This is a genomic window from Mycobacterium sp. M26, assembly GCF_001494595.1.
GTDB lineage: Bacteria > Actinomycetota > Actinomycetes > Mycobacteriales > Mycobacteriaceae > Mycobacterium.
Genome location: NZ_LN929908.1, coordinates 2,873,523 through 2,900,281, shown reverse-complemented (window position 1 = coordinate 2,900,281; position 26,759 = coordinate 2,873,523). Strand labels below are relative to the sequence as shown.

Below are 26,759 nucleotides of genomic sequence, written 5' to 3'. Positions count from 1 at the left end.
TACCCACCGCTTGATGTGTCGGTGTCACACGGTGTGTGCTGCGATGGTCCGGTGAGCGATGACGGTCCCGAACACCTCAGGGCGCTCGCCGAGGCGCTGGCGATCGAGGCGGCGGCCTTCGTGCGACGACGACGCGCCGAGATCTTCGGCCAGCGGCCCGGCAGCGATACCCCGGAGTCGGCGAACGCCGTGCAATCCAAGAGCACGCCCACCGATTCGGTGACGGTGGTCGACACCGAAACCGAACGGCTGCTGCGGGATCGGCTGGCCGCGCAGCGCCCGGGCGACGCGATCCTCGGCGAGGAGGGTGGCGGCCCGCAGACCGATTCCGGCGCCGGGGTGTGCTGGGTGCTCGATCCCATCGACGGCACCGTCAACTTCATCTACGGCCTTCCGGCCTACGCCATCTCGGTGGCCGCCCAGATCGACGGGGTGTCGGTGGCCGGGGCGGTGGCCGACGTGGTCAGCGGTGACGTGTACTCGGCCGCCCGCGGCGGGGGAGCACACGTGCTGCGCGGGGGCAGTCGGCAGACGCTGCGCTGCAGCAGGGTCAGCGAGCTGTCGATGACGTTGGTGGGCACCGGGTTCGGTTACGCGGCGGCGCGCCGCGCCGAGCAGGCCGCGCTGCTGGCCCGGATGCTGCCCGTGGTCCGCGACGTGCGGCGGATCGGTTCGGCGGCGGTGGATCTGTGCCTGGTCGCCGAAGGCCGACTGGACGCGCACTACGAGCACGGTCTGCACGTGTGGGACTGGGCTGCGGCCGCGTTGGTGGCCGTCGAATCCGGTGCGCTGGTGCGCCTTCCAGAACCCGATGAGGGTGACGGCGCCCTGTTGGTAGCCGCCGCGCCGGGCGTGTTCACCCCGCTGATCGAGGCGCTCGACGGCTTCGGGGGGCTGCGCCCCCTGCCGTGAGGGTCAGCAGGTTCCGTTGTGGATCTTGGCGATCAGCGCCGAGTCCGCCGGTTCGGTGGCGTCGGGCCGCAGGCCGGCCAGGACGGCGTCGATGTCGTCGCTGTGGGCCAGCGTGGTGAAGTCGGTGCCGATGGCCAGGTCGACGGAGTCGTCCTGACGGTCGTCCTGGTAGAGCTCCACGCAGGGCGCGACGAGCCAGACCGCGGCGGCGCCGGGCTTCCCGTTGGGGCCGAACCGGATCTGGCCCTGGCAGTTGAGGCGCTCGCCGGTGTAGACCGGGTCGTTGGCCGCGGTGGGCTGGGCAAAACCCAGGTCGCGCAAGGCGCCGGCCACCTCGCCGGCCTGACCGCCCTGGCCGCTGGCGTTGAGCACCCGGATCTTGGCCTCGGCGAGCTTGGCCGGTGCCACGTCGATCAGGGTGGACCGGGAAACCTGCTGGCCCAGCTTGGGGGCATTGGCATCGGCCGCCGGTGGGGGATTGCAGGCGGCGGCTTCCCGGACGTCGACCGGCCGGGTCAGCACGATCCCCCACACCAGGGCGGTGATCACGAACAGCACGCCCAGCGCGATGATCCCGGGCAGATAGTTGCGCCTGCGGAAGGGGCGACCGTGCTTGTCGAAGGCGGTGCCCTCGGTTATGTGTGCGACCACGGAAGCACTCTAGAACCACCTCAGGCACCGGGGTGGAACACGCCCAACACGGCATATCAATGAATATGACGTAAATCACACTTCAACGCGCTGTGATATGGGCACGAATCGTTTGGCGGATGCGTTCGACGCTGATACAAAGCTCTGCTGAGGTTACGAGGGGACGAGACGATGGCTACCGACTATGACGCCCCACGGCGTTCCGAAACTGACGAGGTGTCCGAGGACTCCCTCGAGGAGCTCAAGGCACGTCGCAATGAGGCGCAGTCAGCTGTCGTCGACGTTGACGAATCAGACACCGCCGAGAACTTCGAGCTGCCCGGCGCCGACCTGTCCGGTGAGGAACTGTCGGTGCGGGTGGTGCCCAAGCAGGCTGACGAGTTCACCTGTTCGAGCTGTTTCCTGGTGCATCACCGCAGCAGGCTGGCCAGCGAGAAGAACGGCGTGATGATCTGCACCGACTGCGCGGCTTAACCCGCACCGTCAACTACGCAGCGCCGAGAGCACCTTGTCGGGGTGGCGTGCGCTCACCAACCAGTACGGCGTGGGATCGTCCGGGTCGTCGAGGACCAGCAGAACCAGCGGGCCCACCCAGGGCCGGTGCAATACGAAAGCGGCCGGATCCAGCTGTCGGCCCAGGGCGGCCGACTTCGCGGACCGGGGGATTTCCGCTGAGCGGGTCACCACCGAGACCGGAAGGTGCGCCTGCCCGGCCCACAGTTCGACGTCGGGCCCGTCGGCGACCACCCGCACCTCAGTGCGTGACAGCCACAACAGCACCCCGACGGCCACCAGCCCCAGCACCACGTAGGGCAGCCAGGTGGGCAGCGAGCGCACGCCCATCGTCACTTCCTTGGCGAGGATCCACGCCGGGACCAGACCCAGCGGCCACCACCACCACGGCACCCACAACCGCTCGCGATAGCGCACGGTTTGCGAGGTCACACGCGAACCAGACACGGGGCCAAGGGTAGTCTGTGGCATCGTGCCGACCAGTCTCGCGGTGGTTCGCCTGGACCGCGATCTCCCGATGCCCAGCCGTGCTCATGACGGCGACGCCGGCGTCGACCTGTACTCCGCCCAGGACCTCGACCTGGCTCCCGGTCACCGCGCCCTGGTGGGCACCGGAATCGCCGTCGCCATCCCGCACGGCATGGTCGGCCTGGTTCACCCGCGTTCCGGTTTGGCTGCGCGCGTGGGACTTTCGATCGTGAACAGCCCCGGCACGATTGACGCGGGCTATCGCGGGGAAATCAAGGTCGCATTGATCAACCTCGACCCCACCACGCCGATCGAGATCCGGCGTGGTGACCGCATCGCCCAACTCGTGGTCCAGCGGGTCGAACTACCAGAGCTGGTCGAAGTGGCCTCGTTCGACGAGGCCGGACTGGCAGACACCACCCGTGGCGAGGGCGGCCACGGATCCTCCGGCGGACATGCGAGTTTGTGATGGCATTCGGCAGACGTAAGAACGACGACTCTCTCGACGAGACCACCGAGAAGCCCGTGGTGCCGGCCGACCCGGACATCGACGACGCCGACGACTTCGAGGGCGGCCCCTTCGACATCGAGGACTTCGACAACCCCGAAGACGCCGTGCAGGCGCGCCTGGATCTGGGCTCGGTGCTCATTCCGATGCCGCCGGCCGGCCAGGTCCAGGTGGAACTCAACGAGGCCGGGGTGCCCAGCGCCATCTGGGTGGTCACCCCCAATGGCCGCTTCACCATCGCCGCCTACGCCGCCCCGAAGTCGCCCGGGCTGTGGCGCGAGGTGGCCGGTGAACTGGCCGACTCGCTGCGCAAGGACAACGCTCAGGTATCCATCCAGGACGGCCCGTGGGGTCGCGAAGTGGTGGGCACCGGTGCGGGTGTGGTGCGTTTCATCGGCGTCGACGGCTTCCGGTGGATGATCCGGTGCGTGGTCAACGGCGCCCCGGAGTCGATGGAGCGGCTGACCGCTGAGGCGCGAGAAGCGTTGGCCGACACCGTGGTTCGCCGCGGCGACACACCGCTGCCGGTGCGTACACCGCTGCAGATCCAGCTGCCCGAGCCGATGGCTGAGCAGTTGCGGCAGGCCGCCGCGCAGCAGGCGCAGATGGTGGCGGCCCAGCAGGCGCTGATCCAGCAACAGCAGGCCCAGGGCCTGCAGACGGCCGAGCGCCGCGGCGCCGACGGGTCGGCCATGCAGCAGCTGCGCAGCACCAGCACCGGCGGCTGACCCGGCCCTAGGCCCCGGCTTCCTGCAGTGCCGACAGGCAGGCGGCGCCCAGCAGGCTGGGCTGCGGGCCGAACTCGTCGAGAGTGACCGTCCGCAACGCCGCCCGCGGCGCCGCCGCCACCCACTCCAGTGCCACCTCCAACGGGTGAATCGGGTCATCGGGGGCGGCCGCCACACCCATCGGCACGGCCAGCCCTTCGAGCTCAGCGACAGTGGGGGACACGTAGCCGGCCGCCTGCTCCATGGCATCCGGTAGCTGCGGCCACTGCGCCAGCCAGCTGCGGGTCAGCTCATCGGCCAGCCAGGACGGGCTGGAGGCCCGCATCTGCGCGGTGGTCGCCGCCAGACCGTCGGCGCGCAGCTGAGCCGCGGTGTGCCGGGCGGCCAGCGCGGCCGGCGCCTGCTGCGGGTCGCCGGTCCACGGCGGCAGCGCCGCCAACACCGCCACGGTGTGCTGCGGATGTGCCAGGGCCCACGACACCGCCACCGCCGCGCCGATGGACACCCCGCCGACGGCGATCGGCCCGCGCCGGGCGGCCTCGTCGAGTGCCTGCACATATCCGGCGACCAGGTGGGCCGGGCGGGGTGCGACGGCGACCACCACCGCACCGGCGGCGTGCAGGGGCGCTGCGAAGGCCCGGTACACGTAGTCGTCGTCGGATCCCGTGCCGGGCATCAGGACCGTCGTGACGCCGTCGAGAGTGGTGGCCATCGTGCAATCGTGCCCTGTGCCGTGTTCGCCACCGCGAGTCCGGGTATGCCGCGTGGCATTGGGGAACCAAGAGGTCTACCGTGACGTTGGCAGTGTGATCGAAGTTCAGGAGAGGCCATGGCTACGGCCGAAGGTTTTGTTCGCCGCATCACGCGTCGGTTGACGGAAGATCCCGAGCAGCGTGACGCCGAGGAGTTGACCGGCGAGGCCGACAGCACCGGCGCGCAGCGCGCTGCCGACTGCTGTCGCGGACAGGAAGTCACGATGGTCGGCATGCTGCGCAGCGTGGAAACCAACGCCAAGGGCTGTGCCGGCGGTGTGCGCGCCGAGTTCTTCGACGGCACCGACTCCGTGACCCTGGTCTGGCTGGGCCAGCGCCGCATCCCCGGCATCGAGTCCGGACGCACCCTGCGGGTGCGCGGCCGGCTCGGCACCCTGGAGAACGGCAGCAAGGCCATCTACAACCCGCACTACGAGATTCAGCGGTGAGTGGACCACCGGTCACCTCCGAGCCCGTGGACGAAGAAGACAAGAAAACTCCCGCTCAGGCGCTGCTGGCCCAGATGGGCGGCGTCAGTGGCCTGATCTACTCCGCGCTGCCGGTGGCCGTCCTGGTCCCGGTGAACACCGCCTTCGGTCTGGTGCCCGCGATCAGTGCCGCCCTCGGGGTGGCCGCGCTCATCCTGGTGTGGCGGCTGATCCGGCGTGACTCGGTGCAGCCCGCCGTCTCCGGTTTCATCGGGGTGGGAATCAGTGCGCTGATCGCCTGGATCGTCGGGGCGTCCAAGGGCTACTTCCTGCTCGGCATCTGGACGTCGCTGCTGTGGGCCACCGTGTTCGCGCTGTCGATCCTGATCCGGCGCCCGGTGGTCGGCTACGTGTGGAGCTGGGTCAACGGCCACGACCGCGCCTGGCGACAGAGCCGGCGCGCCGTGCTGGCCTTCGATATCGCCACCCTGACCTGGGTGCTGGTGTTCGGCGCCCGCTTCGTCGTGCAGCACCATCTCTACGACGCCGACCGCACCGGCTGGCTCGGGGTGGCCCGCATCTCGATGGGCTGGCCGCTGACGGCGGTCGCGGCCCTGGTCACCTATCTGGCGATCCGGGTGGCGCAGCGAGCGGTACATGCCCGGCATGCCGAGGAAGCCGACCACCACGCCGACAAGGACGCCGAGGTCACACCCGCCGAGGAGTGAGCGCTAGCCGCTCGTGGGCGTGAGCACCGTGGTGCGCAATTCGCCCTCGACCTCCGGTGCGGCGACGAACAACAGCTCGTCACCGCCTTCGAGCGGTTCGTCGGGCTCGGGCACGATCACCCGCTGTCCGCGCAGGATGGTCACCAGCGTCGCGTCGCGGGGCAGCACCAGTTTGCGCACCGGCCGCCCACCCCAGGGGGTGTCGTCGGGCAGGGTGATCTCGACGAGGTTGGCGTGCCCCTGCCGGAACTGCATCAGGCGCACCAGATCGCCGACCGCGACGGCCTCCTCGACCAGGGAGGCCAGCATCCGGGGTGTCGAGACCGCGACGTCGACTCCCCACGCGCTGTCGAACAGCCACTCGTTGCGCGGGTCGTTGACCCGGGCCACCACGCGGGATACCGCGAACTCCGTCTTGGCCAGCAGCGAGAGCACCACGTTGGCCTTGTCATCGCCGGTGGCGGCGATGACCACGTCGAATTCCTCGAGGTGCACCGACTCCAGCAAGCTGAGTTCGCAGGCATCGCCGAGACGCCAGTGCGCCGCCGGGATGGCGTCGACGTCGACGTGCTCGGGGTTGCGCTCGATGAGCGTCACCTCGTGTTGGTTGTCGACCAGCTCGCGGGCGATCGACCGACCGACCGCACCGGCCCCGCCGATCGCGACCTTCAACCGTTTCTCGCCCATCTCGCTAGTGCCCCTCTCCGACGTCCGGGCCCGGTGGTAGCGCGGCGATCGCCAGCGCCTCGGCGGCCCGGCCGGACACCGCCGCGAGGTACACCTGATCGCCGGCCTGCACCACGGTCTTCGGCTCGGGCAGGATCCCGGTGCCGAACCGGATCAGAAAGGCCACCCGCGCGCCGGTGGCCTCCTCCAGATCGGTCACCCGATGGCCCACCCAGCCCTCGTGCAGTGAGGCCGCGCCGACGGCCACCGTGCCGGTCGGGTCGCGCCACTTAGTGGTCTCGGCGTCGCCGACGAGGGTGTTCAACAGCCGGTCGGTGGTCCACGGGACGGTGGCCACCGTCGGGATGCCCAGGCGCTCGTAGACTGCGGCGCGCTTGGCGTCGTAGATGCGGGCCACCACCCGCTTGACGCCGAACGTCTCGCGGGCGACGCGGGCGGAGATGATGTTCGAGTTGTCGCCGGAGGACACCGCGGCGAAGGCGTCGGCGTCCTTGATTCCTGCGCGGGTCAACACTTCTCGGTCGAAGCCCATCCCGAGTACCCGTTCGCCGGTGAACTCGGGGGAGAGCCGGTGGAAGGCCGTCGGGTCGCGGTCGATGATCGCGACCTCATGCCCGATTCGAGACAGCGCGTCGGCCAGCGAGGCGCCCACTCGGCCGCACCCCATCACCACTATCCGCACCTGATGTCCTCTCGGCTACGTCGTGCGTCGGCCCACCGCAACGGGGGCCGGAAAGTGGCTGACCGAGGCGTGCGGGCAACGACCGTATGGGGAACGCTACAGCCAAAGCGCGATGGGCTTAGTCTTGGCACTCGTGTCTAAGCTTTCGACCGCCGCACGTCGGCTGGTCCTGGGGCAGCCGTTTCGTAGTGACAAGCTGAGTCACACCCTGCTGCCCAAGCGCATCGCGCTGCCCGTGTTCGCCTCGGACGCCATGTCGTCGGTGGCCTACGCGCCTGAGGAAATCTTCCTGGTGCTCTCGGTCGCCGGGCTCGCCGCCTACTCGATGGCCCCCTGGATCGGCGTGGCCGTCGCCCTGGTGATGCTCGTCGTGGTGGCCTCCTACCGGCAGAACGTGCACGCCTACCCGTCCGGCGGCGGCGACTACGAGGTGGTGACCACCAACCTGGGCCCCACCGCAGGGCTCACGGTGGCCAGCGCCCTGCTGGTGGACTACGTGCTGACCGTGGCGGTGTCGATGGCCTCGGCGATGTCCAACATCGGATCGGCGGTGCCCTTCATCGCCGAGCACAAGGTGCTCTTCGCGGTCGCGGCCATCGTGCTGCTGACCGCGGCCAACCTGCGGGGTATCCGGGAATCGGGCACCGCGTTCGCCATTCCCACCTACGCCTTCATGATCGCCATGTTCGCGATGCTGGCCTGGGGCTTCTTCCAGATTCACGTCCTGGGTCACCAGCTGCGTGCCGAGTCGGCCGGCTTCGACCTGCGCTCGGAACATGGCGACGTGATGGGCCTGGCGCTGGTGTTCCTGGTCGCCCGCTCGTTCTCCTCCGGCTGCGCCGCGCTGACCGGTGTGGAGGCCATCAGCAACGGCGTGCCGGCCTTCCGCAAGCCGAAGTCCAAGAACGCCGCGACAACTCTGGCGCTGCTGGGCGGTATCGCCGTGACCCTGTTCATCGGGATGATCGTGCTGGCCCTGGAAACCGGAGCCAAGGTCGCTGAGCGCCCCGAGGAGCAGTTGATCGGAGCACCAGCCGGTTACCAGCAGAAGACTCTCGTCGCGCAGCTGGCCGACTCGATCTTCCACAACTTCCCCCCGGGACTCTTCCTGATCACCGGTGTCACCGCGCTGATCCTCGTCTTGGCTGCCAACACCGCGTTCAACGGCTTCCCGGTGCTGGGGTCGATCCTGGCCCAGGATCGCTACCTGCCGCGCCAGCTGCACACCCGCGGGGACCGGTTGGCCTTCTCCAACGGAATCGTGTTCCTGGCGCTGGCCGCGATCGCGTTCGTGGTGGCCTTCCGGGCTGAGGTCACTGCGCTCATCCAGCTGTACATCGTGGGTGTGTTCATTTCGTTCACCCTCAGCCAGATCGGCATGGTGCGGCACTGGACCCGGCATCTGCGCACCGAGACCGAGCCCGCGGCCCGGCGCCGGATGATGCGCGCCCGGGTGATCAACACGATCGGATTCGTTGCCACCGGTGCGGTGCTCATCGTGGTGCTGGTCACCAAGTTCGTGGCGGGCGCCTGGATCGCGATTGTCGCGATGTCGAGCCTGTTCATCCTGATGAAGGCGATCCACAAGCACTACGACACGGTGTCGCGCGAGCTGGCTTCCCAGGAGGCCGAGGAGGGCGAGATGGTGTTGCCCAGCCGCAACCACGCGGTGGTGCTGGTGTCCAAGCTGCATCTGCCGACGCTGCGGGCGCTGTCCTATGCGCGGGCCACCCGGCCGGATGTGCTCGAGGCCATCACCGTCAATGTCGATGACGCCGAGACCCGCCAGCTGGTGCACAAATGGGAGGACAGCGACGTCAGCGTGCCGCTGAAAGTCGTCGCCTCCCCGTACCGCGAAGTCACCCGGCCGGTGCTCGACTACGTCAAGCGGATCAGCAAGGAAGCCCCGCGCACGGTGGTGACGGTCTTCATCCCCGAGTACGTCGTCGGCCACTGGTGGGAGCAGATTCTGCACAACCAGAGCGCGCTGCGGCTCAAGGGCAGGCTGCTGTTCATGCCCAACGTGATGGTGACTTCCGTTCCGTGGCAGTTGAATTCGTCCGAGCGGCTGCACGAGCTGCAAGCGCAGAACGCGCCCGGTGACGTTCGTCGCGGTTTCGTGGAGTGACCGAAGCCCTGGAGCCGCCGGGCCGGCGACATCAGACCCTGTCCGCCGAACTGATTCTCGACACCGGTCCGGCCGCCAACGGCGGAAGTTGTGTGGCTCGGCACGACGGCCGGGTGGTGTTCGTCCGCTACGCGCTGCCGGGGGAGCGGGTGCGGGCCCGCATCACCGGTGACCGCGGATCTTATTGGCACGCTGAGGCTTTCGAGATCCTCGAGCCCTCACCCGACCGGATCGACTCACTGTGCCCGATCGCGGGAGTGGACGGCGCGGGCTGTTGCGATCTGGCTTTCGCCGATCCGGCGGCCACCCGGGTGCTCAAGGGACAGGTGGTGGCCAATCAGCTGGCCCGCCTCGGTGACTTCGTCTGGGACGGGGTGGCCGAACCGGTCGGCGACGGCGCGGCCACCGGCTGGCGCACCCGGGTGCGGCTGGCCGTCGGAGCCGACGGCCGGGCCGGGTTCCACCGCTACCACAGCGACGAACTGGTCACCGATCTGCGCTGCGGACAGCTTCCCAAGGGCATGCTCGACGGCATCGAGGCGCAGCGCTGGCAGCCCGGCGAACAGGTGCATGTGGTGCTCGACGACGACGGGAACCGGCACATCGTCGCCACCACCCGCCAGCCGCGGCGCACCCGCCTGGTGGAGGGGGCCGAGGATGCCGTCCAGCGGGTCGGTGAGCGGGTATGGCGCGTACCGGTGACCGGCTTCTGGCAGTCGCACCGCGAGGCGGCGACCACCTACAGCGCACTGGTGCGGCAATGGGCCGACGGGATCGGCGCACGGTCGGCATGGGATCTCTACGGCGGGGCGGGGCTGTTCGCGGCGGTCCTGGCTGACGTGGTCGGCGACCAGGGCCGGGTGCTCAGCGTGGATACCGCGCGCAGTGCATCCCGCGCGGCCCGCGCCGCGCTGGCCGACCTGCCGCAGGTCGAGATCCTCACCGAGTCGGTTCGCCGGGCGCTGGGTGCGGCCCGGGGTGGTGCCGACGTCGCCGTGCTGGACCCGCCGCGCGCCGGAGCCGGCCGCGAGGTCATCGACCAGCTCGCCGCGGCCGGGGTGCCGCGCGTGATCCACATCGGCTGCGAGGCCGCCGCGTTCGCCCGCGACATCGGGCTCTACCGGGCCCGCGGCTACACCGTCGAGCAGATCCGGGTCTTCGACTCGTTCCCGCTGACCCACCACGTCGAATGTGTCGCACTGCTGACCAGATGACGGGTATCCCGCAGATCGCCTACTGTCACACCGACCCGTCGATGCCGAGGTGAATCGTGGCCGAACGCAAGCCCCTGCTGCAGCGCGCACTGTTCTCGCGCGGGTCGTGGTCGGAGACCTCGCGGATCACCGGCATCCTGCGCAAGGAGACCGTCGGCGGGGCGCTGCTGCTGTTCGCCGCCGCGGTCGCGCTGATCTGGGCCAACTCACCGTGGTCGGCGGCCTATCACAACCTGACGGCCTTCCACGTCGGCACCGACCGGCTCGGCCTGCACCTGGACCTGAGCTTGGGCGGCTGGGCCGCGGACGGCCTGCTGGCCATCTTCTTCTTCGTCGTCGGGCTCGAACTCAAGCGTGAGTTCGTCGCCGGCGACCTGCGCGACCCGAGCCGCGCGGCCCTGCCCATCGCGGCCGCCGTCGGCGGCATGGTGGTGCCGGCCGCCATCTTCGTCGCGTTCGCCGTCCACGGCGGCGAGGGCGCGGTCCGCGGCTGGGCCATCCCGACCGCCACCGACATCGCCTTCGCGGTGGCTGTGCTGGCCGTCATCTCCACCCACCTGCCCACCGCGCTGCGCACCTTCCTGCTGACCCTGGCGGTGGTCGACGACCTGCTGGCCATCACCGTGATCGCGGTGTTCTACACCGAGAAGATCAAGGTCGTGCCGCTGCTGGTGGCGCTGATCCCGCTGGCGCTGTTCGCGATCCTGGTGCAGCGCCGCATCCAGTCCTGGTGGCTGCTGCTGCCGCTGGCCGCACTCACCTGGGCCTTCGTCCACGAGTCCGGCGTGCACGCGACGGTGGCCGGTGTCCTGCTCGGCTTCACCGTGCCGGTGCTGCGCAACGACCGCGACGCCGGCGAAACCGGGCCAGGGCTGGCCGAACATTTCGAGCACGTCATGCGGCCGGTCTCAGCCGGTTTCGCCGTGCCGGTATTCGCCTTCTTCGCAGCTGGCGTGACCTTCGGGGGCTATGACGGATTGGTGACAGCGCTGAAGCATCCGATCGCCCTGGGCATCGTCTGCGGCCTGGTGCTGGGCAAGACCCTCGGAGTGTTCGGCACCACCTGGATTCTGGCCGCCGCGACCCGCGCCAGCCTGGACTCCACACTGCGCTGGATCGACGTGTTCGGGATGTCCATGTTGGCCGGCATCGGCTTCACGGTATCCCTGCTGATCGGGGATTTGGCCTACGAATCGGGCTCCGCGCGCGACGACATCGTCAAGGTCGCAGTCCTCACAGGAAGTTTGCTGGCTGCCCTGTTGGCGGCGGTCGTGTTGAGGCTTCGCAACCGGCACTATCGGTCGATCTGGCTGATGGAGACACGTGACGCAGACCACGACGGAGTGCCCGACATCTATCAGTCTCAGCAGGACTGATCGCATCGGCCGTGCGTAGACTGAGCTGATGCTTGAACAGGTCCGCGGCCCCGCTGATCTGCAACACCTGTCGCAAGAGCAGTTGAGCGAACTGGCCGCAGAGATTCGCCAGTTCCTCATTCACAAGGTCGCTGCGACCGGTGGGCACCTGGGCCCTAATCTCGGCGTGGTCGAGTTGACGTTGGCATTGCACCGCGTCTTCGACTCCCCGCACGACCCGATCATCTTCGACACCGGGCATCAGGCCTACGTGCACAAGATGCTGACCGGGCGCGCCGCCGACTTCGACACGCTGCGGATGAAGGACGGTCTGTCGGGCTACCCGTCACGCGCCGAGAGCGAGCACGACTGGGTCGAATCCAGCCACGCGTCCTCGGCACTGTCGTACGCCGACGGCCTGGCCAAGGCTTTCGAGCTGACCGGGCATCGCAACCGGCACGTGGTCGCCGTTGTCGGCGACGGCGCACTGACCGGCGGAATGTGCTGGGAGGCGCTGAACAACATCGCCGCGTCCCGGCGCCCGGTGGTCATCGTCGTCAACGACAACGGCCGCAGCTACGCGCCGACGATCGGCGGCCTGGCGAACCACCTGGCGGGTCTGCGTCTGCAGCCCGGCTACGAACGCGTCCTGGAGCGCGGCCGCACCGCCGTGCGCGGCATGCCGCTGGTGGGTGAGGCGTTCTACCAGGCCCTGCACAGCGTCAAAGCCGGCCTCAAGGACGCGCTGTCGCCGCAGGCGATGTTCACCGACCTCGGCCTGAAGTACGTCGGCCCGATCGACGGCCACGACGAGCACGCCGTCGAGAACGCGCTGCGCCACGCCCGCGGTTTCAACGCGCCGGTCATCGTGCACGTCGTCACCCGCAAGGGGATGGGCTATGCTCCGGCCGAAAACGACGAGGCCGAGCAGATGCACTCCACCGGCGTCATCGACCCGGTGACCGGACTGGCAACCCAGGCCTCGGCGCCCGGCTGGACCTCGGTGTTCTCCGACGCCCTGATCACCTATGCCGGCAGGCGGCGCGACATCGTCGCGATCACCGCGGCCATGCCCGGCCCGACCGGCCTGTCGAAGTTCGGGGAGCGCTTCCCGGACCGGCTTTTCGACGTCGGTATCGCCGAGCAGCACGCGATGACATCAGCGGCCGGCCTGGCGATGGGCGGCCTGCACCCGGTGGTGGCGATCTACTCGACGTTCCTCAACCGGGCCTTCGACCAGATCATGATGGATGTGGCCCTGCACAAGCTGCCGGTCACGATGGTGCTCGACCGGGCCGGTGTCACCGGCAACGACGGCGCCAGCCACAACGGCATCTGGGACATGTCGATGCTCAACATCGTGCCCGGCATCCGGGTGGCCGCCCCACGCGACGGTGCCCGGCTGCGCGAGGAACTCGGTGAGGCTCTCGACATCAATGACGGACCGACCGCGCTGCGCTTCCCCAAAGGCGCTGTCGGCGATGATATTCCGGCGCTTGAGCGGCGCGACGGGGTGGACATCCTGGCCGCCCCGGCCGACGGTCTGGGTGACGATGTGCTGCTGGTCGCGGTGGGTTCGTTCGCCTCGATGGCCCTCAAGGTCGCCGAGCGGTTGCGCAACCAGGGCATCGGCGTCACCGTGGTGGACCCCCGGTGGGTCATCCCGGTTCCGAAAGCCCTTGAGCCGCTGGCCAAGTCGCACAAGCTGGTCGTCACCCTCGAGGACAACGGGGTGCGCGGCGGTATCGGTTCGGCGGTCTCGGCCGCGCTGCGCGCCGCCGAGATCGACGTGCCGTGCCGCGATATCGGTGTGCCCCAGCAGTTCCTCGACCACGCCGCCCGCGGTGAGGTGCTGACCCAGGTCGGCCTGACCGAGCAGAACGTGGCCCGTCAGGTCACCGGCTGGGTGGCCGCACAGGGCTCTCTGGACGAGACCGTCAGCGAACAGGTCGACTAGGAGAGGTCCTCGGGCCGCCTGCGGACTCGGAGTACCAGCACGGCGGTGGCCAGTACCAGGACCAGGCCGCCGAGGACACCGGTCTGAACGATGGCGCGGGCGAACTGCGGTCCGTCCGCCAGCAGCTTGGCCGCCTCGACCGACTGGACGACAATCTCCTTGATGCAGGCCAGAATTCCGACGACGAGAAACGGCTCCACGGCGATTTCGTGGGAGCGCAGGCTGGTGCGGACGGCGTACAGCAGCTCGACAAAGATGAAGATCAGCAGCAGTCCGTCCAGCAGTTCGAGCATCACCGTGCTGGTCGCCGCATCCTGGAGCTTGAAGAACGTGTTGACCTGGGCTACCAGCAGGGCCACTGATCCGGCTACCAGCAGGAGCGCGATCGCCCAGTACACGGCGTCTTCCACCACGCTGAGTACCCGGTCGGCGAAGCGTTGTCGCTCCCGCTCGTCGGGGGTCTCGTCGGTGGTCTGATCTTCGTTCACCGCTGCCGCCGTTCGAAGTTGCCGTGCCCCAACGCCATACCAGGTTCTGGTGTCAGGCTAGCCGGTCGATCACCGAAGCTGTCGCCATCGCGGCGAAGTCCGAGTAACAAGCACGACAGCGACAGGCTGGGCGGGTCACCGAGGCTCACTCCGCCCCGGCAGGCGTCAGCGCGGCGGCTAACACCGGCACCGCCAGCTGACGCTGCCAGGCCCGCGCGCCACCGTCGCGCAGGAACTCGTCGATCGCCGTCTCCCGGTCGGGACGGTCCTGCCAGTCCCAGCACAGCCGGCGGATCAGCTCGGGGGACACCAGGTTCTCGGTCGGCACCCCGACCCGCGCCGACAGCTCGGTCAGCGCACCGCGCGCGGCATCGAGCCGGGCGGCGGCCTCCGGCTTGCGCTTTGCCCAGCGGACCGCGGGCGGCGGACCGTTCTGCTGGTCGCCGGAATCGGGCGGCTCAGGGTTGGCGCGTGCGGTCTCCAGCGCGGCCAGCCAGACATGGGCGCTGCGCCGCTGCTTGCTGCCACCGAAGATCGGCAGCTTGGTCAGCTCCTCGACGGTCTTCGGGTCAGCCGTCGCCGCGGCGATGATCGCCGAGTCCGGCAGGATGCGCCCGGGCGCGATGTCGCGGCTGCGCGCGATCTGGTCGCGCACCGTCCACAGCTCGCGGACCGCGGCCAGGCCGTGGCTGCTGCGCACCTTGTGGATACCCGAGGTGCGTCGCCAGCGGTCCCGCCGGGTGATCTGTGCGCCGGCCAGGCTGGTGCACCGTAGATACTCGAATTCCTCTGCGGCCCAATCGCTTTTGTTCTGGCTGGCCAGCACGTCAGCGATCGACTCACGCAGCGCGATCAGCACCTCGACATCCAGCGCGGCGTAGTTCAGCCAGGCATCCGGCAGCGGACGTTTGGACCAGTCGGCCGCGCCGTGTCCCTTGGCCAGCCCCAGCCCGAGCAACCGCTGCACCATGGCCGCCAGATTCACCCGGTCGAATCCGGCGAGCCGGCCGGCCAGTTCGGTGTCGTAGAGCGCGGGTGGGCGCAGACCGACCTCGGCCAGGCACGGCAGATCCTGGTCGGCGGCATGCAGGATCCACTCGTCTTCGGCCAGCACGTCGGCGACGGGCTTGAGCACGTCGATCGGGCTGCTGCCGTGGTTGACCGGGTCGATGAGCACGGTGCCCGCCCCGGAGCGCCGGATCTGGATCAGGTAGGCGCGGTTGGAGTACCGGAACCCCGACGCGCGCTCGGCGTCGATGGCGAACGGCCCGCGGCCCGCGGCCAGCTTCTCGGCGGCCTCGGCGATCTCGGTGACGCTGATCGACAGTGGCGGCACGCCCTCGGCGGGCTCCAGAAGCGGCGTGGCCTCGGGGACGTCCTCGTCAGGGGTGTCGGGCGCCGCGGCGCCCTCGTCGTCAAAATCCATCTCAGGCGCGGGTGCGGGAATTCAGATCGGTGACCCCGACCGGCGGTAGTCCGGCAGCATGCTCGAGGACCTCGCAGAAGGCCTGCACATGAGTTTCCAGCGACAGGGAGGTGGCCGTCCAGGACGCCCGCAGCTCCAGCTGGTGGGCACGCGGCGGACCGGAGATGTCGCCGTAGCGCACCGAGGTGGTGGCGGTGACGGTGCCGCCGAGCGCGGTGACGTGCTCGGAGCGGGCCTCCAGGGCATCCACCAGCCAGCTCCACGCCACCTCGGGCAATAGCGGGTCGACGGCCTCGCTGGAGTCCAGATCGGCCTGGATGTAGGCGACCAGCCGCATGGTGCCGTCCCAGGCCTCCGAGCCGTCCGGATCGTGCAGCAGGATGAGCCGTCCGAAGGCGTCGCCCTCGGAACGCTCGGGGATGATGTCGGTCTCCGGGTGCTTGACCTCGGCGCCGATCGCATAGCTGTATGGCGCGAGACGCTGAGGTGGACGGATCGGCCCCAGTTCGATCTCGGACCGCACCTCTGCGGCGTTCATCGCCGCCACCGCCTCGCGGAATTGCGCCGGTTCCGCAGTGGTCACGTCGATTGACGCTAGCCCCATCGGCGAGGTCGGGGAGGCAGGCGCGCCGAATTCGTACCAGCGGCTGGTTCCGGGCTCCGCCCAGCGTGGCAGCATGGACGCGATGAGTACGCGTCGCGCACTGCCCGAGGCCCCCTTTCTGGCCGCCGCCACGGGCCGTAAACCCAGCCGTGTCCCGGTGTGGTTCATGCGCCAAGCCGGCCGTTCGCTGCCCGAGTACCGGGCGCTGCGGGCCAAGAACACGATGATGCAGGCCTGCTTCGACCCCGAGCTGATCTGCGAGATCACCCTGCAGCCGGTGCGCAGGCACGATGTCGATGCGGCGATTCTGTTCTCCGACATCGTCGTCCCGATGCGCGGGGCGGGCATCGACCTGGACATCGTGCCCGACGTCGGTCCCGTGATCGCCAACCCGGTGCGCACCGCAGCCGACGTCGACGCACTGAAAGGCCTTGAGCTGCAGCGGGTCAGTGCGGTGTCCGACGCGGTCGGCATGCTGGTCGGCGCGTTGGGCGAGGTGCCGCTGATCGGGTTCGCCGGAGCCCCGTTCACCCTGGCCTCCTACCTGGTCGAAGGCGGGCCCAGCAAGCTGCACGAGCGCACCAAGGCGATGATGCTGGGCGAGCCGGATACCTGGCACGCGCTGATGGGTGTGCTGACCGATCTGACGATCGCCTTCCTCACGGTGCAACTCGACGCCGGGGTGGACGCCATCCAGGTGTTCGACTCCTGGGCCGGAACGTTGTCGCTGGCCGATTACCGCACCCATGTGCTGCCGCACAGCACCCGGGTGTTCACCGCGCTGGCCGGTTACGGCGTGCCGATGACCCACTTCGGGGTCGGGACCGCCGAACTGCTGGGCGCGATGGCCGAAGCGGTGTCCGGACACGGGGCACCCGCCGTGGTCGGGGTCGACTGGCGCACCTCGCTGGCCGATGCCGCGACCCGGGTCGGCCCCGGGATCGCCTTGCAGGGCAACCTCGATCCGGTGACCCTGCTGGCCGGGTGGCCGGTGGTCGAGAAGGCCGCCCGCAACGTGGTCGACGACGGCCGCCTGGCGATCGACGTCGGTGCGGCCGGGCACATCTTCAACCTCGGTCACGGGGTGCTGCCCGCGACCGACCCCCAGCTGCTGACCGATCTGGTGGCCCTGGTGCACTCGCTGTGACAGCTCGCTCCTATTGCGTTGTGGGCGGCGGTATTTCGGGACTCGTCGCCGCCTATCGCATCCGCGCCGCGGTCGGTCCGGAAGCCACCATCACCCTGTTCGACCCGGCCGACCGGCTCGGCGGCATCCTGCGCACCGAACGGCTCGGCGGCCAACCCGTCGACATCGGCGCCGAGGCCTTTGTGGCCCGTCGCCCCGAGGTGCCCGCGCTGCTGGCCGAACTCGGCCTGGCCGGCCGCCAGATCACCACCACCGGGGTGCGCCCGACGATCTACAGCCAGGGCCGGATTCATCCGCTGCCGCCCGACACCGTCAACGGCATCCCGACCTCGGCGGCCTCGGTGACCGGTCTGGTCGATGACGCGACGATCGCCCAGATGGCCGCCGAACCGCATCGCCGGATCCAGTGGCAGGCCGGTGCCGACCCGTCCGTCGGCGCGCTGGTGGCCGACCGGTTCGGCGAGCAGGTGGTGGCCCGCTCGGTCGACCCGATGCTGACCGGGGTGTACTCCGGGTCGGCGGCGACCATCGGCATCCGCGCGGCGGCCCCGACCGTCGCCGCGGCGCTGGATGCCGGGGCGACCAGCCTCACCGAAGCGGCCCGGCGGGCTCTGCCCGGCGGAAGCCGGGGCCCGGTGTTCGGAGCCATCGAGGGCGGCTATCAGGTCCTGCTCGACGCGCTGATCCAGCGCAGCGGGCTGCAGTGGGTCCAGACCACGGTCAATCACATCGCGGCCGACGGCGCGGGCTGGTCGCTGCGCGACGACGAGGGTACCGAGTGGTACGCCGACGCCGTGATCGTCGCTGTCCCGGTGTCGCGGTTGGCCGCCCTGATCGGTGATATCGCACCGGGTGCGGCCGCGGTCGCGGCCGGCATCCCGGTCGCCTCGGCTGCGGTGCTAGCGATGGCCGCACCCGGCGGCACTCCGTTCCCGCCGCAGTCCGGTGTGCTGGTGGCGACCGGAGAACGCTTGCACACCAAGGCCATTACGCTGTCGAGCCGCAAGTGGGGCGCGCGCGGCAACTGCGAGCTGCTGCGGATGTCGTTCGGCCGCTTCGGTGATGGCGAGAAGAACCCGGCGCGGGTGACCTCCGACACCGAGCTGCAGGCGTGGGCCGAGGCCGACCTCAAGACGGTGTTCGGTATCGACGTCGATCCGGTCGAGATCCTGGTGCACCGCTGGCTCGACGCGATGCCGCAGTACGGCCCGGGCCACGCCGGGCTGGCCGCCCGGCTGCGGGCCGATCTGCCGCCGACACTGGCCCTGGCGGGCAACTATCTCGACGGCATCGGCGTGCCCGCCTGCCTGGCGGTCGCCGGCGCTGCGGCCGCCGCTGTGGTGGACGCCACCACGCGCCGATAAGCCCCGGTCCGCGTGGCACGATGGTGCCATGGCACGACTGGACTACGACGAGCTCAACGCCACCATCCGATACGTCATGTTCTCGGCATTCGCCGTGGAACAGGGGGCGCTGGGCTACGACGAGGACGCCCGCGCCGCCGTCGTCGACGAGACCGCCACCTTCCTCAAGCAGCAGGAGGAGAGCGGGGTCGTCTTCCGCGGCATCTACGACGTGGCCGGGCTGCGCGCCGACGCCGACTACATGTTCTGGACCCACGCCGAGCGCATCGAGTCGCTGCAGGCCACCTACAGCGATTTCCGCCGCACCACCACCCTGGGCCGGGCCAGCAAGCCGGTCTGGAGCAGTGTGGCGCTGCACCGCCCCGCGGAGTTCAACAAGAGCCATGTGCCGGCGTTCCTGGCCGGTGAGGAGCCGGGCAACTACGTCTGCGTCTACCCGTTCGTCCGTTCGCTGGACTGGTACCTGCTGCCTGACGAAGAGCGGCGCAAGATGCTCGCCGATCACGGGATGGCCGCACGCGGTTACAAGGACGTCCGCGCCAACACCGTGCCGGCTTTCGCACTCGGCGACTACGAGTGGATCCTGGCCTTCGAAGCCCCTGAGCTGCACCGCATCGTCGATCTGATGCGTGATCTGCGGGCCACCGAAGCGCGCAGGCACGTGCGCGAGGAGATTCCCTTCTTCACCGGGCCGCGCGTCGGCGTAGAGGAACTCGTCGCCAAGCTGCCCTAAATCGCTCGTGGAGCGCCCGATGTCGTTACGATTTTTGCTGCGGTCAATTTTGGGCGAGTAATGCCACGACGATCGGGGGCCGGGTGGGTCAACCTCAGGCGACACCGAAGGTGGGATTGAGTGCTGCCGCAGTCGGCCTCGTTCTGGTCGGCTACTTCGGCTGGTTGCTGTCAGGACGCCCGACCACCGAGACGCTGTCCCTGATCTTCGACTCCGACACTCTGTTGGTGGTGCTGGCTGCCGGAGCGGCGTTCGTCTGTGCGGTCAGTGCCCGGGTCACCCGGGGCAGGGTCCGGGCCGCGTGGTTATCGATGACCGTCGGGCTGACCGGGTTCACCGTCGGGGCCGCGATCTGGCGCTACTACGAAGTGCAGGGCCTCAGGCCGCCGTTCCCCTCGGTCGCCGACATCGCCTACCTCATCCTGCCGGTGGCGGCGGGCCTGGCACTGGTGCTGCTGGCCACCGGTCTGACCCGTACGTCGCGGACGCGGCTGTTACTCGACGGGCTCATCGTCGCGGCGTCGTTCACCATCGTGGTCTGGGTCGTCGTGCTTGACGAGGTGCTGCGCGCGGACAGCCCCAGCCAGTTCAAGATTGCGGTGTCGCTGACGTATCCGGTGCTCGATGCCGCCGTCATGGCCATCGCCATCCTGGTGCTCGCTCGCGCGTTACCCGGCCAGCGCCGAACCTTGGTGCTGCTGACGGCGGCGATGGCGTGCATCACGGTTTCGGACTCGATGTTCGTGTATCTGGCGGCCACCCAACGCCATGACACCAACGAACTTCTCGATCTGGGCTGGCTGGCCGGGCTGGTGTTGATGGCCGCCGCGGCCGTCGCCGGGCGCACGTTCACGCTTCGGGAAACCATTGTGGCGCAACCACCTTCGTCGGCATCGGTGTGGCTGCCATTCATCCCGGTGGTGGCGGCCAGTGTGGTCGCGCTGCTCGAGCCACCGGAGGAGGTGCGCCAGCCGCAGATCCTGATCCCCAGCATCGTGCTCGTCGTGGCGTTCCTGGGCCGCCAGTTGCTGACCATGAGCGAGAACCGCAGGCTCCTCGGCGCGGTCGCCGAACAAGCCCTGCGCGACCCCCTGACCGGGGTCGGCAACCGCATCGTGTTCCGCGATCATCTCAACCACGCGATGCAGATGCGCCAGCGTGATGGATTGACCGTCGGCGTGCTGGCCATGGACCTCGACGATTTCAAGGTCGTCAACGACACCCTGGGGCACCCGGTCGGCGATGAACTGCTCAACCTGGTCGCCGAGCGGATCTCGGGATGCGTCCGGGACGGCGACACCGTGGCGCGCCTGGGCGGCGACGAATTCGCGGTGCTGCTGGAGGGCCGCGACGACCGGACCCAGCTGATCGCGCATCGCGTCGTCGAGGCGTTCGACCGGCCGTTCCTGGTCGACGGGCAGGAGCTGTTGGTGCGGCCTAGTGTCGGGCTGGCTGTCGCCGACGCCGACGACCCCGACGTCACCGCGGTGGAACTGCTCAAGCGCGCCGACATCGCCATGTACCGGGCAAAGCGGTCCCGCACCGGCGGTGTCCACACCTTCAACGCCGAGATGCTGCTGGCCGAATCACCCGACAGCAACCTGTTCGACAAGCAGGTGTCGGCCACCCGCGGGCGCGGCGCCGAGGCAGTCCGCCTGCTCGGCGAATTGCGCCAGGCCATCGACCATTTCGAGCTGACCCTGGTCTACCAGCCGAAGTTCGACCTGCGCACCGGGGCGATCGTCGGGGTGGAGGCACTGGTCCGGTGGCCGCACCCCGACCGGGGTGTGCTCGCACCGGATCAGTTCCTGCCGCTGGTGCGCCGCTACGGGTTGATGGGCCGGGTCAACGACTTCGTGGTCAACAAGGCGCTCGACGACGTCCTGGAGTGGCGTGCTGCCGCCATCCCCGCTCCGATCGCCATCAACCTGTTCGCCCCCTCGATGGCCGACCTGCGTCTGCCCGACACCATCAGCCTCGCCCTGGGGAACCGGGGACTGGATCCCTCGATCCTGACGGTGGAGATCACCGAGGACCTCTTCCTGGACAACATGGAACGCACCAAGCTGGTGCTGGCCCGGCTCCGCGAACGCGGCGTCCGGATCGCCATCGACGACTTCGGCAGCGGCTACTCGGCGCTGTCCTACATGCGTGAACTCACCGTCGACGAGGTCAAACTCGACCGGCACTTCATCGCGCCGATGCTCGGCGACCCGCGTGCCGCCGCCGTGGTGCGGGCCGTCATCGACCTCGCCGCCGAGTTGGGGCTGTCCACCGTCGCCGAAGGGATTGAGAACGTGCAAACGGCCAACTGGCTGCGTGAGCACGGCTGCACCATCGGGCAGGGCTTCTTCCTGAGCCCGCCGGTGTCCTCGGACAAGCTGATCGATCTGTTCCGCCGGTGTGCCGCCAGCAGCGCCCGGCCGCACCACGTCGCCGCGCTCGGACCCACGCCGTCCTGGTAGATCGGGTCGGCGACGGACCCGTCCCGCCCGGAAGCCTCCGCTAAAGTTCCACCAGCGTCAATTACTGTCCGCCCTGTCGAGCCCGAGCCGGGAGGTGCTGTGCCCAAGGCTTCGCACGTGGCCGTCGTCGCCGGGGCGTTCTTCGTCGCGTTCACCGTCTGGATCGTGGGCGGCGTGTCGCGCGGCACCACCCTGGCGGCCGTCTCCGACATCGTGATGCTGGTTTTCACGGTGCCCGCCGTGATCTTCAGCGCGCTGGCCGCCCGCGTCGCGCGCGGGCGGGTGCGGTTGGCCTGGGCGGCGCTGACCGTCGGCATGATCAGCTGGTCCATCGGCGAGGCGCTGTGGACCTACTACGAGCTGATCGCGAAGACGAGCCCGTTCCCGTCCCTGGCGGATGCCGCCTACCTGGTCTTCCCGGTCGCGGCCTGTATCGCGCTGCTGGTGTTGCCCGGCGAGGAGACCGGACCGTTCCGCGGCCGGGTGCTGATGGACGGGCTCATCGTGGCGGCGTCGCTGTTCCTGGTCGGCTGGGTGACAGTGCTGGGTCCGCTCTACGCCGGCGGCGCAACAAGCCGGCTGGCGTTCGTGGTCGCGATGGCCTACCCGCTCTCCGATGTGGTGGTGCTGACGATGGCCACCGTCGTGCTGGTCCGCTCCGGAGCCCGCGACCGGCTTCCGCTGACCCTGGCGACGGTGGGTGTGGCCTGTATTGCATTGTCGGACAGTGCGTTCGCCTACCTGGCCGCCAAGGGCGAGTACAACAGTGGCCGGGCTGTCGACATCGGCTGGGTGGCAGGCCTGCTGTTCATCGCGATCGCCGCCGTCACCAGCATGCAGACCACCCGGGAGAACAGGACCGTCCTGGAACTTCCGAGCTGGGCCTCGATCTGGTTGCCCTATGTGCCGTTGCTGCTGGCCGGCATCGTCGCAGCCGCCAACCCGCCCGACCTGTTCCGGCATCACCTCATCCTGATGGTCGCCGGCCTGCTGGTGGTCGCGGTCCTGATCCGCCAATTCCTCGCGGTGAGCGAGAACCGGATGCTGGTGACGGCGGTCGCCGAGCAGGCCCTGCGCGATCCGCTGACCGGTCTGGCCAACCGGGCCCGGTTCGATGAGCGTCTCGAGCACGCGATGCGACTGCGCGAGCGCGACGGCTCGTCGGTCGGCGTGATCTCCTTGGACCTCAACGACTTCAAGCTCGTCAACGACAATCTCGGCCACTCGGTCGGTGACGAGCTGCTCATCGGTGTCGCCGAGCGCCTGCGCCACGCGGTGCGGTCGGTGGACACCGTGGCCCGGCCCGGCGGTGACGAGTTCTGCCTGTTGGTCTCCGGCGGCGCCGACGCCCCGCACCTGGTCGCCGACCGGGTGGCACAGGCCTTCGATCAGCCGTTCGTGATCGCCGGTCACGAACTGCCGATGCGGCCCAGCATCGGCTTGGCGATCGCCGATACCGGTGAGCCGGCGCTGAATGCCGATGCACTGATGGAGCGCGCCGACACCGCGATGTATGCCGCCAAGCGGTCGGGCAATCGCGGCGTGGTCACCTATGACCCGCAGATGCACCTGGCCACCGACGCCGACGGCGGGCAGATGTTCGCCCAGGTCCCCGCCGAGTCGGAAACCGGTGGGGTGGCGGCCATCGCCCTGCTCGGTGACTTCCGCGGCGCGCTCACCAACGCTGAGCTGGCCCTGGTGTACCAGCCCAAGTTCGACCTGATCACCGAGCGCATCGTCGGTGTCGAAGCCTTGTTGCGTTGGCACCGGCCCGACGGCAGGGTGGTGACGCCGCGGGACTTCCTGCCGTTGGTGCACCGGCACGGCCTGACCGGGCCCGTCACCGAGTTCGTCCTCAACCGCGCCCTCGACGACATGGTGTCCTGGCATGCCGCGTCCTTCGACATCCCGGTCGCGGTGAACCTGTTCGCGGCGTCCATGGCCAACCGCGGAATCCCCGACAAGCTCATGGCAGCACTGACCGAGCGCGGACTGGCACCGCAGGCGTTGACGGTGGAGGTCACCGAAGAGGTGTTCCTCGACAATGTCGAGCGCACCCGCGCGGTGCTGGACGACCTGCGCCGCAACGGTATTCGCATCGCGATCGACAACTTCGCCAGTGGCGACTCGGCGCTGCCGCTGTTGCGGGAGTTACCGATCGACGAGGTGAAGCTGAATCGGCACTTCATTGCACCCGTCGTCGCCGACCCGCGTGCGGCCACCGTGGTGTGTGCGCTACTGGGGTTGGCCGATGGGCTGGGAATGGCGGCCGTCGCCGAGGGGGTAGAGGACGCCGAGACTGAATCCTGGCTTCGCCAGAACGGCTGCCGGCTGGCCCAGGGCCACTTCCTGAGCCCGCCGCTGACTTCGCAGGAGTTGCTGTCTCTGCTGGCACGGCGCTCCGCGGAGTACGGCGAGACGCATACCGGCAGGGGTGTCCTCGGTTAAGCTTTTCCCGTCGTCACACCGCGGCGGCCTAGGGGAGGGGGCGGTGAAGTGCCCAAGGCTGCGCATGTGGCTGCCGTCTCCGGTGCGGTGTTCGTCGCCTTCGTCGTCTGGATCCTCAGCGGAGTGTCCCAGGGGAAGGCGCTGGCCACCATCGACGACATCGTCCTGCTCGTCCTGACGCTGCCGGCCGCGTTCTTCTCGGCGATCGCGGCCCGCTCCGCGCAAGGCCGGTTGCGCCGGGCCTGGCTGGCCATCACGGTCGGCTTGGTGGCCTGGGGGATCGGCGAAGCGATCTGGACCTACTACGAACTGGTCTTGGACCAGGTGCCGTTCCCCTCCATTGCCGACGCTGCCTACCTGGTCTTTCCGGTCGCCGCCTGCGCGGCGCTGCTGCTATTCCCCAGCGAACATGCCGGACCGTTCCGCGGCCGGGTGTTCCTCGACGGACTGATCGTGGCGGGCTCGCTGTTCCTGGTGAGCTGGGTGACGATCCTGGGCCCGCTCTACTTCGCGGGTGGCACCGACCGGCTCGGGTTCGTGGTCTCACTGGCCTACCCGGTCTCCGATGTCGTCGTCCTGACCCTGGCGGCGGTCGTGCTGGTCCGGGCCGGCCCCGAGCACCGGTTGACACTGACCCTGCTGACCGTCGGGCTGGCGTGTATTGCGTTGTCGGACAGCCTGTTCACCTATCTGGCGGCCAAGGGTGAATACTCCAGCGGAGACGTCATCGACATCGGCTGGGCAGCCGGTCTGCTGCTGATCGCGGTGGCGGCGGCGGCCAGCAGACAGACCACCCACGAGGCCACCGACGCGCCCGAGCTGCCGGGCTGGGCCTCGATCTGGTTGCCGTACGCGCCGCTGTTGCTGGCCGGGATCATCGCCGCGGCGCAGCCGGTGCCGCTGCTGAAATCGGCACCGGTCGAAGTGGTGGCGGTGCTGCTGGTGGTGGCGGTGCTGGCCCGGCAGTTCCTGGCAGTGCGGGAGAACCGGCGGCTGCTCGCCACCGTCGCCCAGCAGGCGCTGCGGGACCCGTTGACCGGGCTGGCCAACCGCGCGCTGTTCAACGAGCGCCTCGACCACGCCATGGAACTGCGGGAGCGCGACGGCACCACCGTCAGCGTCGTCGCGGTGGACCTCAACGACTTCAAACTCGTCAACGACAACCTGGGCCATCCCGTCGGTGATGAACTGCTGGTCGGGGTATCCAACCGCTTGATGAACTCGATCCGCGCCGGGGACACGGTGGCCCGGATCGGCGGTGACGAGTTCTCGGTTCTGGTCGAGGGCAGCGCCGACGCCGCCCATCTGGTGGCACATCGGGTGTCGGAGTCCTTCGACCTGCCGTTCCGTATCGCCGGCCACGAGTTGCTGATGCGGCCCAGCATCGGGCTGGCGGTCGCCGAACCCGACGAGGCCACCCTGACCGCCGACGAATTGCTGACCCGCGCCGACACGGCGATGTATTCCGCCAAGCGGGCGCGGCTGCATGGCGTGCAGACCTATCACCCCGAGATGCAGCTGACCGTGCCCGCCGACATGTTCGTCCAGACGGCCACGACGACCGAGCCCGGCGGGGTGGCGGCGATCCAGCTTCTTGCCGACCTGCGCCAGGCCATTGCCGATGGCAGCCTGACCCTGGTCTACCAACCGAAGTTCGATCTGATGACGTCGCGGATCGTCAGCGTGGAAGCCCTGCTGCGCTGGCCCCGCCCCGGCGGGGAGATCCTGACCCCGGAGGAGTTCCTGCCGCTGGTGCGCAGGCACGGACTGATGGGGACGATCACTGATTTCGTGCTCAACCGCGCGCTCGACGACGCGAAGTCCTGGCATGCGGCGTCGATCGACCTGCCGGTCGCGATCAACCTCTTCGCGCCGTCGCTGGCCAACCTCGGGATTCCCGCGATGATCAGCCGCGCCTTGAGTCAACGGGGCCTGAGCCCCGCTGCGGTGACGGTCGAAATCACCGAAGACTTGTTCCTGGACAACCTTGAACGCACCAAGAATGTGTTGGAGCAGTTGCGGCACAACGGTATTCGGATCGCCATCGATGACTTCGGCAGCGGCTACTCGGCGCTGTCCTACCTGCGTGACCTGCCGATCGACGAGGTGAAATTGGATCGCACGTTCATCGCGCCGATCCTGGTGGATCCGCGAGCGGCTGCGGTGGTCCGTGCGGTGATATCGCTGGCCGACGAACTGGGCCTGTCCATCGTCGCCGAGGGGATCGAGGACGCCGAGACCGTGGCGTGGCTACGCGATCACGGCTGCCAGGTGGGACAGGGGTTCTTCCTCAGCCCACCGCTGGCTTCGGCGACGCTGACGGCGTTGCTGGCCAATGATTCGCCCGCCGGCTGCGGTGCACACGAGTCGTAG

Annotated in this window: 24 protein-coding genes; 16 read left to right on the top strand and 8 right to left on the bottom strand. The window is 69.1% G+C overall.

Annotated features, from left to right (window positions below; all coding sequences use genetic code 11):
• Window positions 1-51: 51 nt before the first annotated feature.
• On the top strand, window positions 52-912 hold the full coding sequence (locus BN3385_RS23175) for an inositol monophosphatase family protein (RefSeq protein WP_059022350.1): 861 nt from the start codon (window positions 52-54) through the stop codon (window positions 910-912).
• 3 nt (window positions 913-915) lie between these two features.
• On the opposite strand, the gene cei is transcribed toward BN3385_RS23175, so the two are convergent.
• Window positions 916-1,563, bottom strand: coding sequence for an envelope integrity protein Cei (cei, locus tag BN3385_RS23170; RefSeq protein ID WP_059020355.1), 648 nt, complete (start codon window positions 1,561-1,563; stop codon window positions 916-918).
• 171 nt (window positions 1,564-1,734) lie between these two features.
• On the opposite strand from cei, the gene BN3385_RS23165 reads away from it, so the two are divergent.
• Entirely contained in the window at window positions 1,735-2,037 is a 303-nt protein-coding gene (locus tag BN3385_RS23165) for a DUF4193 domain-containing protein (RefSeq protein ID WP_059020353.1), read from the top strand.
• A 9-nt stretch (window positions 2,038-2,046) separates the two neighbouring features.
• Here the strand turns inward: BN3385_RS23165 and BN3385_RS23160 are convergent, their stop codons facing one another.
• Entirely contained in the window at window positions 2,047-2,523 is a 477-nt protein-coding gene (locus BN3385_RS23160; RefSeq protein ID WP_059020351.1) for a DUF3093 domain-containing protein, read from the bottom strand.
• A gap of 25 nt (window positions 2,524-2,548) precedes the next feature.
• Between BN3385_RS23160 and dut the strand changes: the two genes are divergently transcribed.
• Both dut and BN3385_RS23150 read left to right on the top strand, forming a co-directional pair.
• On the top strand, window positions 2,549-3,013 hold the full coding sequence (gene dut / locus BN3385_RS23155; protein WP_059020349.1) for a dUTP diphosphatase: 465 nt from the start codon (window positions 2,549-2,551) through the stop codon (window positions 3,011-3,013).
• Window positions 3,010-3,780, top strand: coding sequence for a DUF3710 domain-containing protein (locus tag BN3385_RS23150; RefSeq protein ID WP_502688086.1), 771 nt, complete (start codon window positions 3,010-3,012; stop codon window positions 3,778-3,780). The genes dut and BN3385_RS23150 overlap by 4 nt, the downstream gene beginning before the upstream one ends.
• A 7-nt stretch (window positions 3,781-3,787) precedes the next feature.
• Here the strand turns inward: BN3385_RS23150 and BN3385_RS23145 are convergent, their stop codons facing one another.
• Window positions 3,788-4,492 (bottom strand): hypothetical protein, encoded by a 705-nt coding sequence (locus BN3385_RS23145; protein ID WP_059020345.1) that lies wholly within the window; start codon window positions 4,490-4,492, stop codon window positions 3,788-3,790.
• Between the two features lie 117 nt (window positions 4,493-4,609).
• Between BN3385_RS23145 and BN3385_RS23140 the strand changes: the two genes are divergently transcribed.
• Together BN3385_RS23140 and BN3385_RS23135 are read left to right on the top strand one after the other, a co-directional pair.
• Window positions 4,610-4,981, top strand: coding sequence for an OB-fold nucleic acid binding domain-containing protein (locus BN3385_RS23140; RefSeq protein ID WP_059020343.1), 372 nt, complete (start codon window positions 4,610-4,612; stop codon window positions 4,979-4,981).
• A 74-nt stretch (window positions 4,982-5,055) separates the two neighbouring features.
• A complete protein-coding gene (locus BN3385_RS23135) occupies window positions 5,056-5,688 on the top strand; it encodes a DUF3159 domain-containing protein (RefSeq protein ID WP_082690771.1) in 633 nt (210 codons plus the stop codon).
• Window positions 5,689-5,691: 3 nt separating this feature from the next.
• On the opposite strand, the gene BN3385_RS23130 is transcribed toward BN3385_RS23135, so the two are convergent.
• Together BN3385_RS23130 and BN3385_RS23125 are read right to left on the bottom strand one after the other, a co-directional pair.
• Entirely contained in the window at window positions 5,692-6,360 is a 669-nt protein-coding gene (locus BN3385_RS23130) for a potassium channel family protein (RefSeq protein ID WP_059022349.1), read from the bottom strand.
• A 19-nt stretch (window positions 6,361-6,379) separates the two neighbouring features.
• Window positions 6,380-7,057 carry a potassium channel family protein gene (locus BN3385_RS23125; protein ID WP_082690609.1) on the bottom strand — a complete coding sequence of 226 codons (678 nt, stop codon included), beginning with the start codon at window positions 7,055-7,057 and terminating at the stop codon, window positions 6,380-6,382.
• 133 nt (window positions 7,058-7,190) lie between these two features.
• Here BN3385_RS23125 and BN3385_RS23120 point away from each other — a divergent pair, with 133 nt between their 5' ends.
• The 4 genes from BN3385_RS23120 to dxs are packed head-to-tail and all read left to right on the top strand — an operon-like array spanning window position 7,191 to window position 13,711.
• Window positions 7,191-9,185: an APC family permease gene (locus tag BN3385_RS23120; protein WP_059022348.1), complete on the top strand. Its 1,995-nt coding sequence runs from the start codon at window positions 7,191-7,193 to the stop codon at window positions 9,183-9,185.
• Complete coding sequence (locus BN3385_RS23115) at window positions 9,182-10,399, top strand: class I SAM-dependent RNA methyltransferase (protein ID WP_082690608.1); 1,218 nt, start codon at window positions 9,182-9,184, stop codon at window positions 10,397-10,399. Before BN3385_RS23120 ends, BN3385_RS23115 begins: the two co-directional genes overlap by 4 nt.
• 56 nt (window positions 10,400-10,455) lie before the next feature.
• Window positions 10,456-11,775 (top strand): Na+/H+ antiporter NhaA, encoded by a 1,320-nt coding sequence (gene nhaA, locus BN3385_RS23110; RefSeq protein ID WP_156432859.1) that lies wholly within the window; start codon window positions 10,456-10,458, stop codon window positions 11,773-11,775.
• A gap of 28 nt (window positions 11,776-11,803) precedes the next feature.
• Window positions 11,804-13,711 carry a 1-deoxy-D-xylulose-5-phosphate synthase gene (dxs, locus tag BN3385_RS23105; protein WP_059020335.1) on the top strand — a complete coding sequence of 636 codons (1,908 nt, stop codon included), beginning with the start codon at window positions 11,804-11,806 and terminating at the stop codon, window positions 13,709-13,711.
• Here dxs and BN3385_RS23100 read toward each other — a convergent pair.
• The 3 genes from BN3385_RS23100 to BN3385_RS23090 form a co-directional block, all read right to left on the bottom strand.
• On the bottom strand, window positions 13,708-14,199 hold the full coding sequence (locus BN3385_RS23100; protein ID WP_059020333.1) for a phosphate-starvation-inducible PsiE family protein: 492 nt from the start codon (window positions 14,197-14,199) through the stop codon (window positions 13,708-13,710). The two genes, dxs and BN3385_RS23100, sit on opposite strands and share 4 nt — an antisense overlap.
• Window positions 14,200-14,344: 145 nt before the next feature.
• The gene (locus BN3385_RS23095) at window positions 14,345-15,625 is read right to left on the bottom strand and encodes an HRDC domain-containing protein (protein WP_059020331.1); all 1,281 of its coding nucleotides are present in this window, start codon (window positions 15,623-15,625) and stop codon (window positions 14,345-14,347) included.
• 1 nt (window position 15,626) lies between these two features.
• Window positions 15,627-16,229 carry a DUF3000 domain-containing protein gene (locus BN3385_RS23090; protein ID WP_197415331.1) on the bottom strand — a complete coding sequence of 201 codons (603 nt, stop codon included), beginning with the start codon at window positions 16,227-16,229 and terminating at the stop codon, window positions 15,627-15,629.
• An 82-nt stretch (window positions 16,230-16,311) separates the two neighbouring features.
• Between BN3385_RS23090 and hemE the strand changes: the two genes are divergently transcribed.
• The 6 genes from hemE to BN3385_RS23060 all read left to right on the top strand — a co-directional run bounded on the left by hemE (window position 16,312) and on the right by BN3385_RS23060 (window position 26,759).
• A complete protein-coding gene (gene hemE / locus BN3385_RS23085) occupies window positions 16,312-17,376 on the top strand; it encodes a uroporphyrinogen decarboxylase (protein WP_059022346.1) in 1,065 nt (354 codons plus the stop codon).
• Complete coding sequence (locus BN3385_RS23080; protein ID WP_059020327.1) at window positions 17,373-18,740, top strand: protoporphyrinogen oxidase; 1,368 nt, start codon at window positions 17,373-17,375, stop codon at window positions 18,738-18,740. The genes hemE and BN3385_RS23080 overlap by 4 nt, the downstream gene beginning before the upstream one ends.
• Before the next feature lie 28 nt (window positions 18,741-18,768).
• Window positions 18,769-19,473, top strand: a complete 705-nt coding sequence (gene hemQ, locus BN3385_RS23075) for a hydrogen peroxide-dependent heme synthase (protein WP_059020325.1) — start codon at window positions 18,769-18,771, stop codon at window positions 19,471-19,473.
• A 110-nt stretch (window positions 19,474-19,583) separates the two neighbouring features.
• Window positions 19,584-21,938 carry a bifunctional diguanylate cyclase/phosphodiesterase gene (locus tag BN3385_RS23070; protein WP_059020323.1) on the top strand — a complete coding sequence of 785 codons (2,355 nt, stop codon included), beginning with the start codon at window positions 19,584-19,586 and terminating at the stop codon, window positions 21,936-21,938.
• A 99-nt stretch (window positions 21,939-22,037) separates the two neighbouring features.
• Complete coding sequence (locus tag BN3385_RS23065) at window positions 22,038-24,386, top strand: putative bifunctional diguanylate cyclase/phosphodiesterase (protein ID WP_059020321.1); 2,349 nt, start codon at window positions 22,038-22,040, stop codon at window positions 24,384-24,386.
• Between the two features lie 66 nt (window positions 24,387-24,452).
• Window positions 24,453-26,759, top strand: a complete 2,307-nt coding sequence (locus BN3385_RS23060) for a putative bifunctional diguanylate cyclase/phosphodiesterase (RefSeq protein ID WP_231748801.1) — start codon at window positions 24,453-24,455, stop codon at window positions 26,757-26,759.

Bases quoted from the DNA above. Each gene is read 5' to 3' on its own strand.
- BN3385_RS23135 (WP_082690771.1), top strand. From the start codon at position 5,056: ATGGGCGGCGTCAGTGGCCTGATCTACTCCGCGCTGCCGGTGGCCGTC.
- dxs (WP_059020335.1), top strand. From the start codon at position 11,804: ATGCTTGAACAGGTCCGCGGCCCCGCTGATCTGCAACACCTGTCGCAA.
- BN3385_RS23140 (WP_059020343.1), top strand. From the start codon at position 4,610: ATGGCTACGGCCGAAGGTTTTGTTCGCCGCATCACGCGTCGGTTGACG.
- hemQ (WP_059020325.1), top strand. From the start codon at position 18,769: ATGGCACGACTGGACTACGACGAGCTCAACGCCACCATCCGATACGTC.
- BN3385_RS23145 (WP_059020345.1), bottom strand. From the start codon at position 4,492: ATGGCCACCACTCTCGACGGCGTCACGACGGTCCTGATGCCCGGCACG.
- hemE (WP_059022346.1), top strand. From the start codon at position 16,312: ATGAGTACGCGTCGCGCACTGCCCGAGGCCCCCTTTCTGGCCGCCGCC.
- BN3385_RS23095 (WP_059020331.1), bottom strand. From the start codon at position 15,625: ATGGATTTTGACGACGAGGGCGCCGCGGCGCCCGACACCCCTGACGAG.
- BN3385_RS23090 (WP_197415331.1), bottom strand. From the start codon at position 16,229: ATGGGGCTAGCGTCAATCGACGTGACCACTGCGGAACCGGCGCAATTC.
- BN3385_RS23165 (WP_059020353.1), top strand. From the start codon at position 1,735: ATGGCTACCGACTATGACGCCCCACGGCGTTCCGAAACTGACGAGGTG.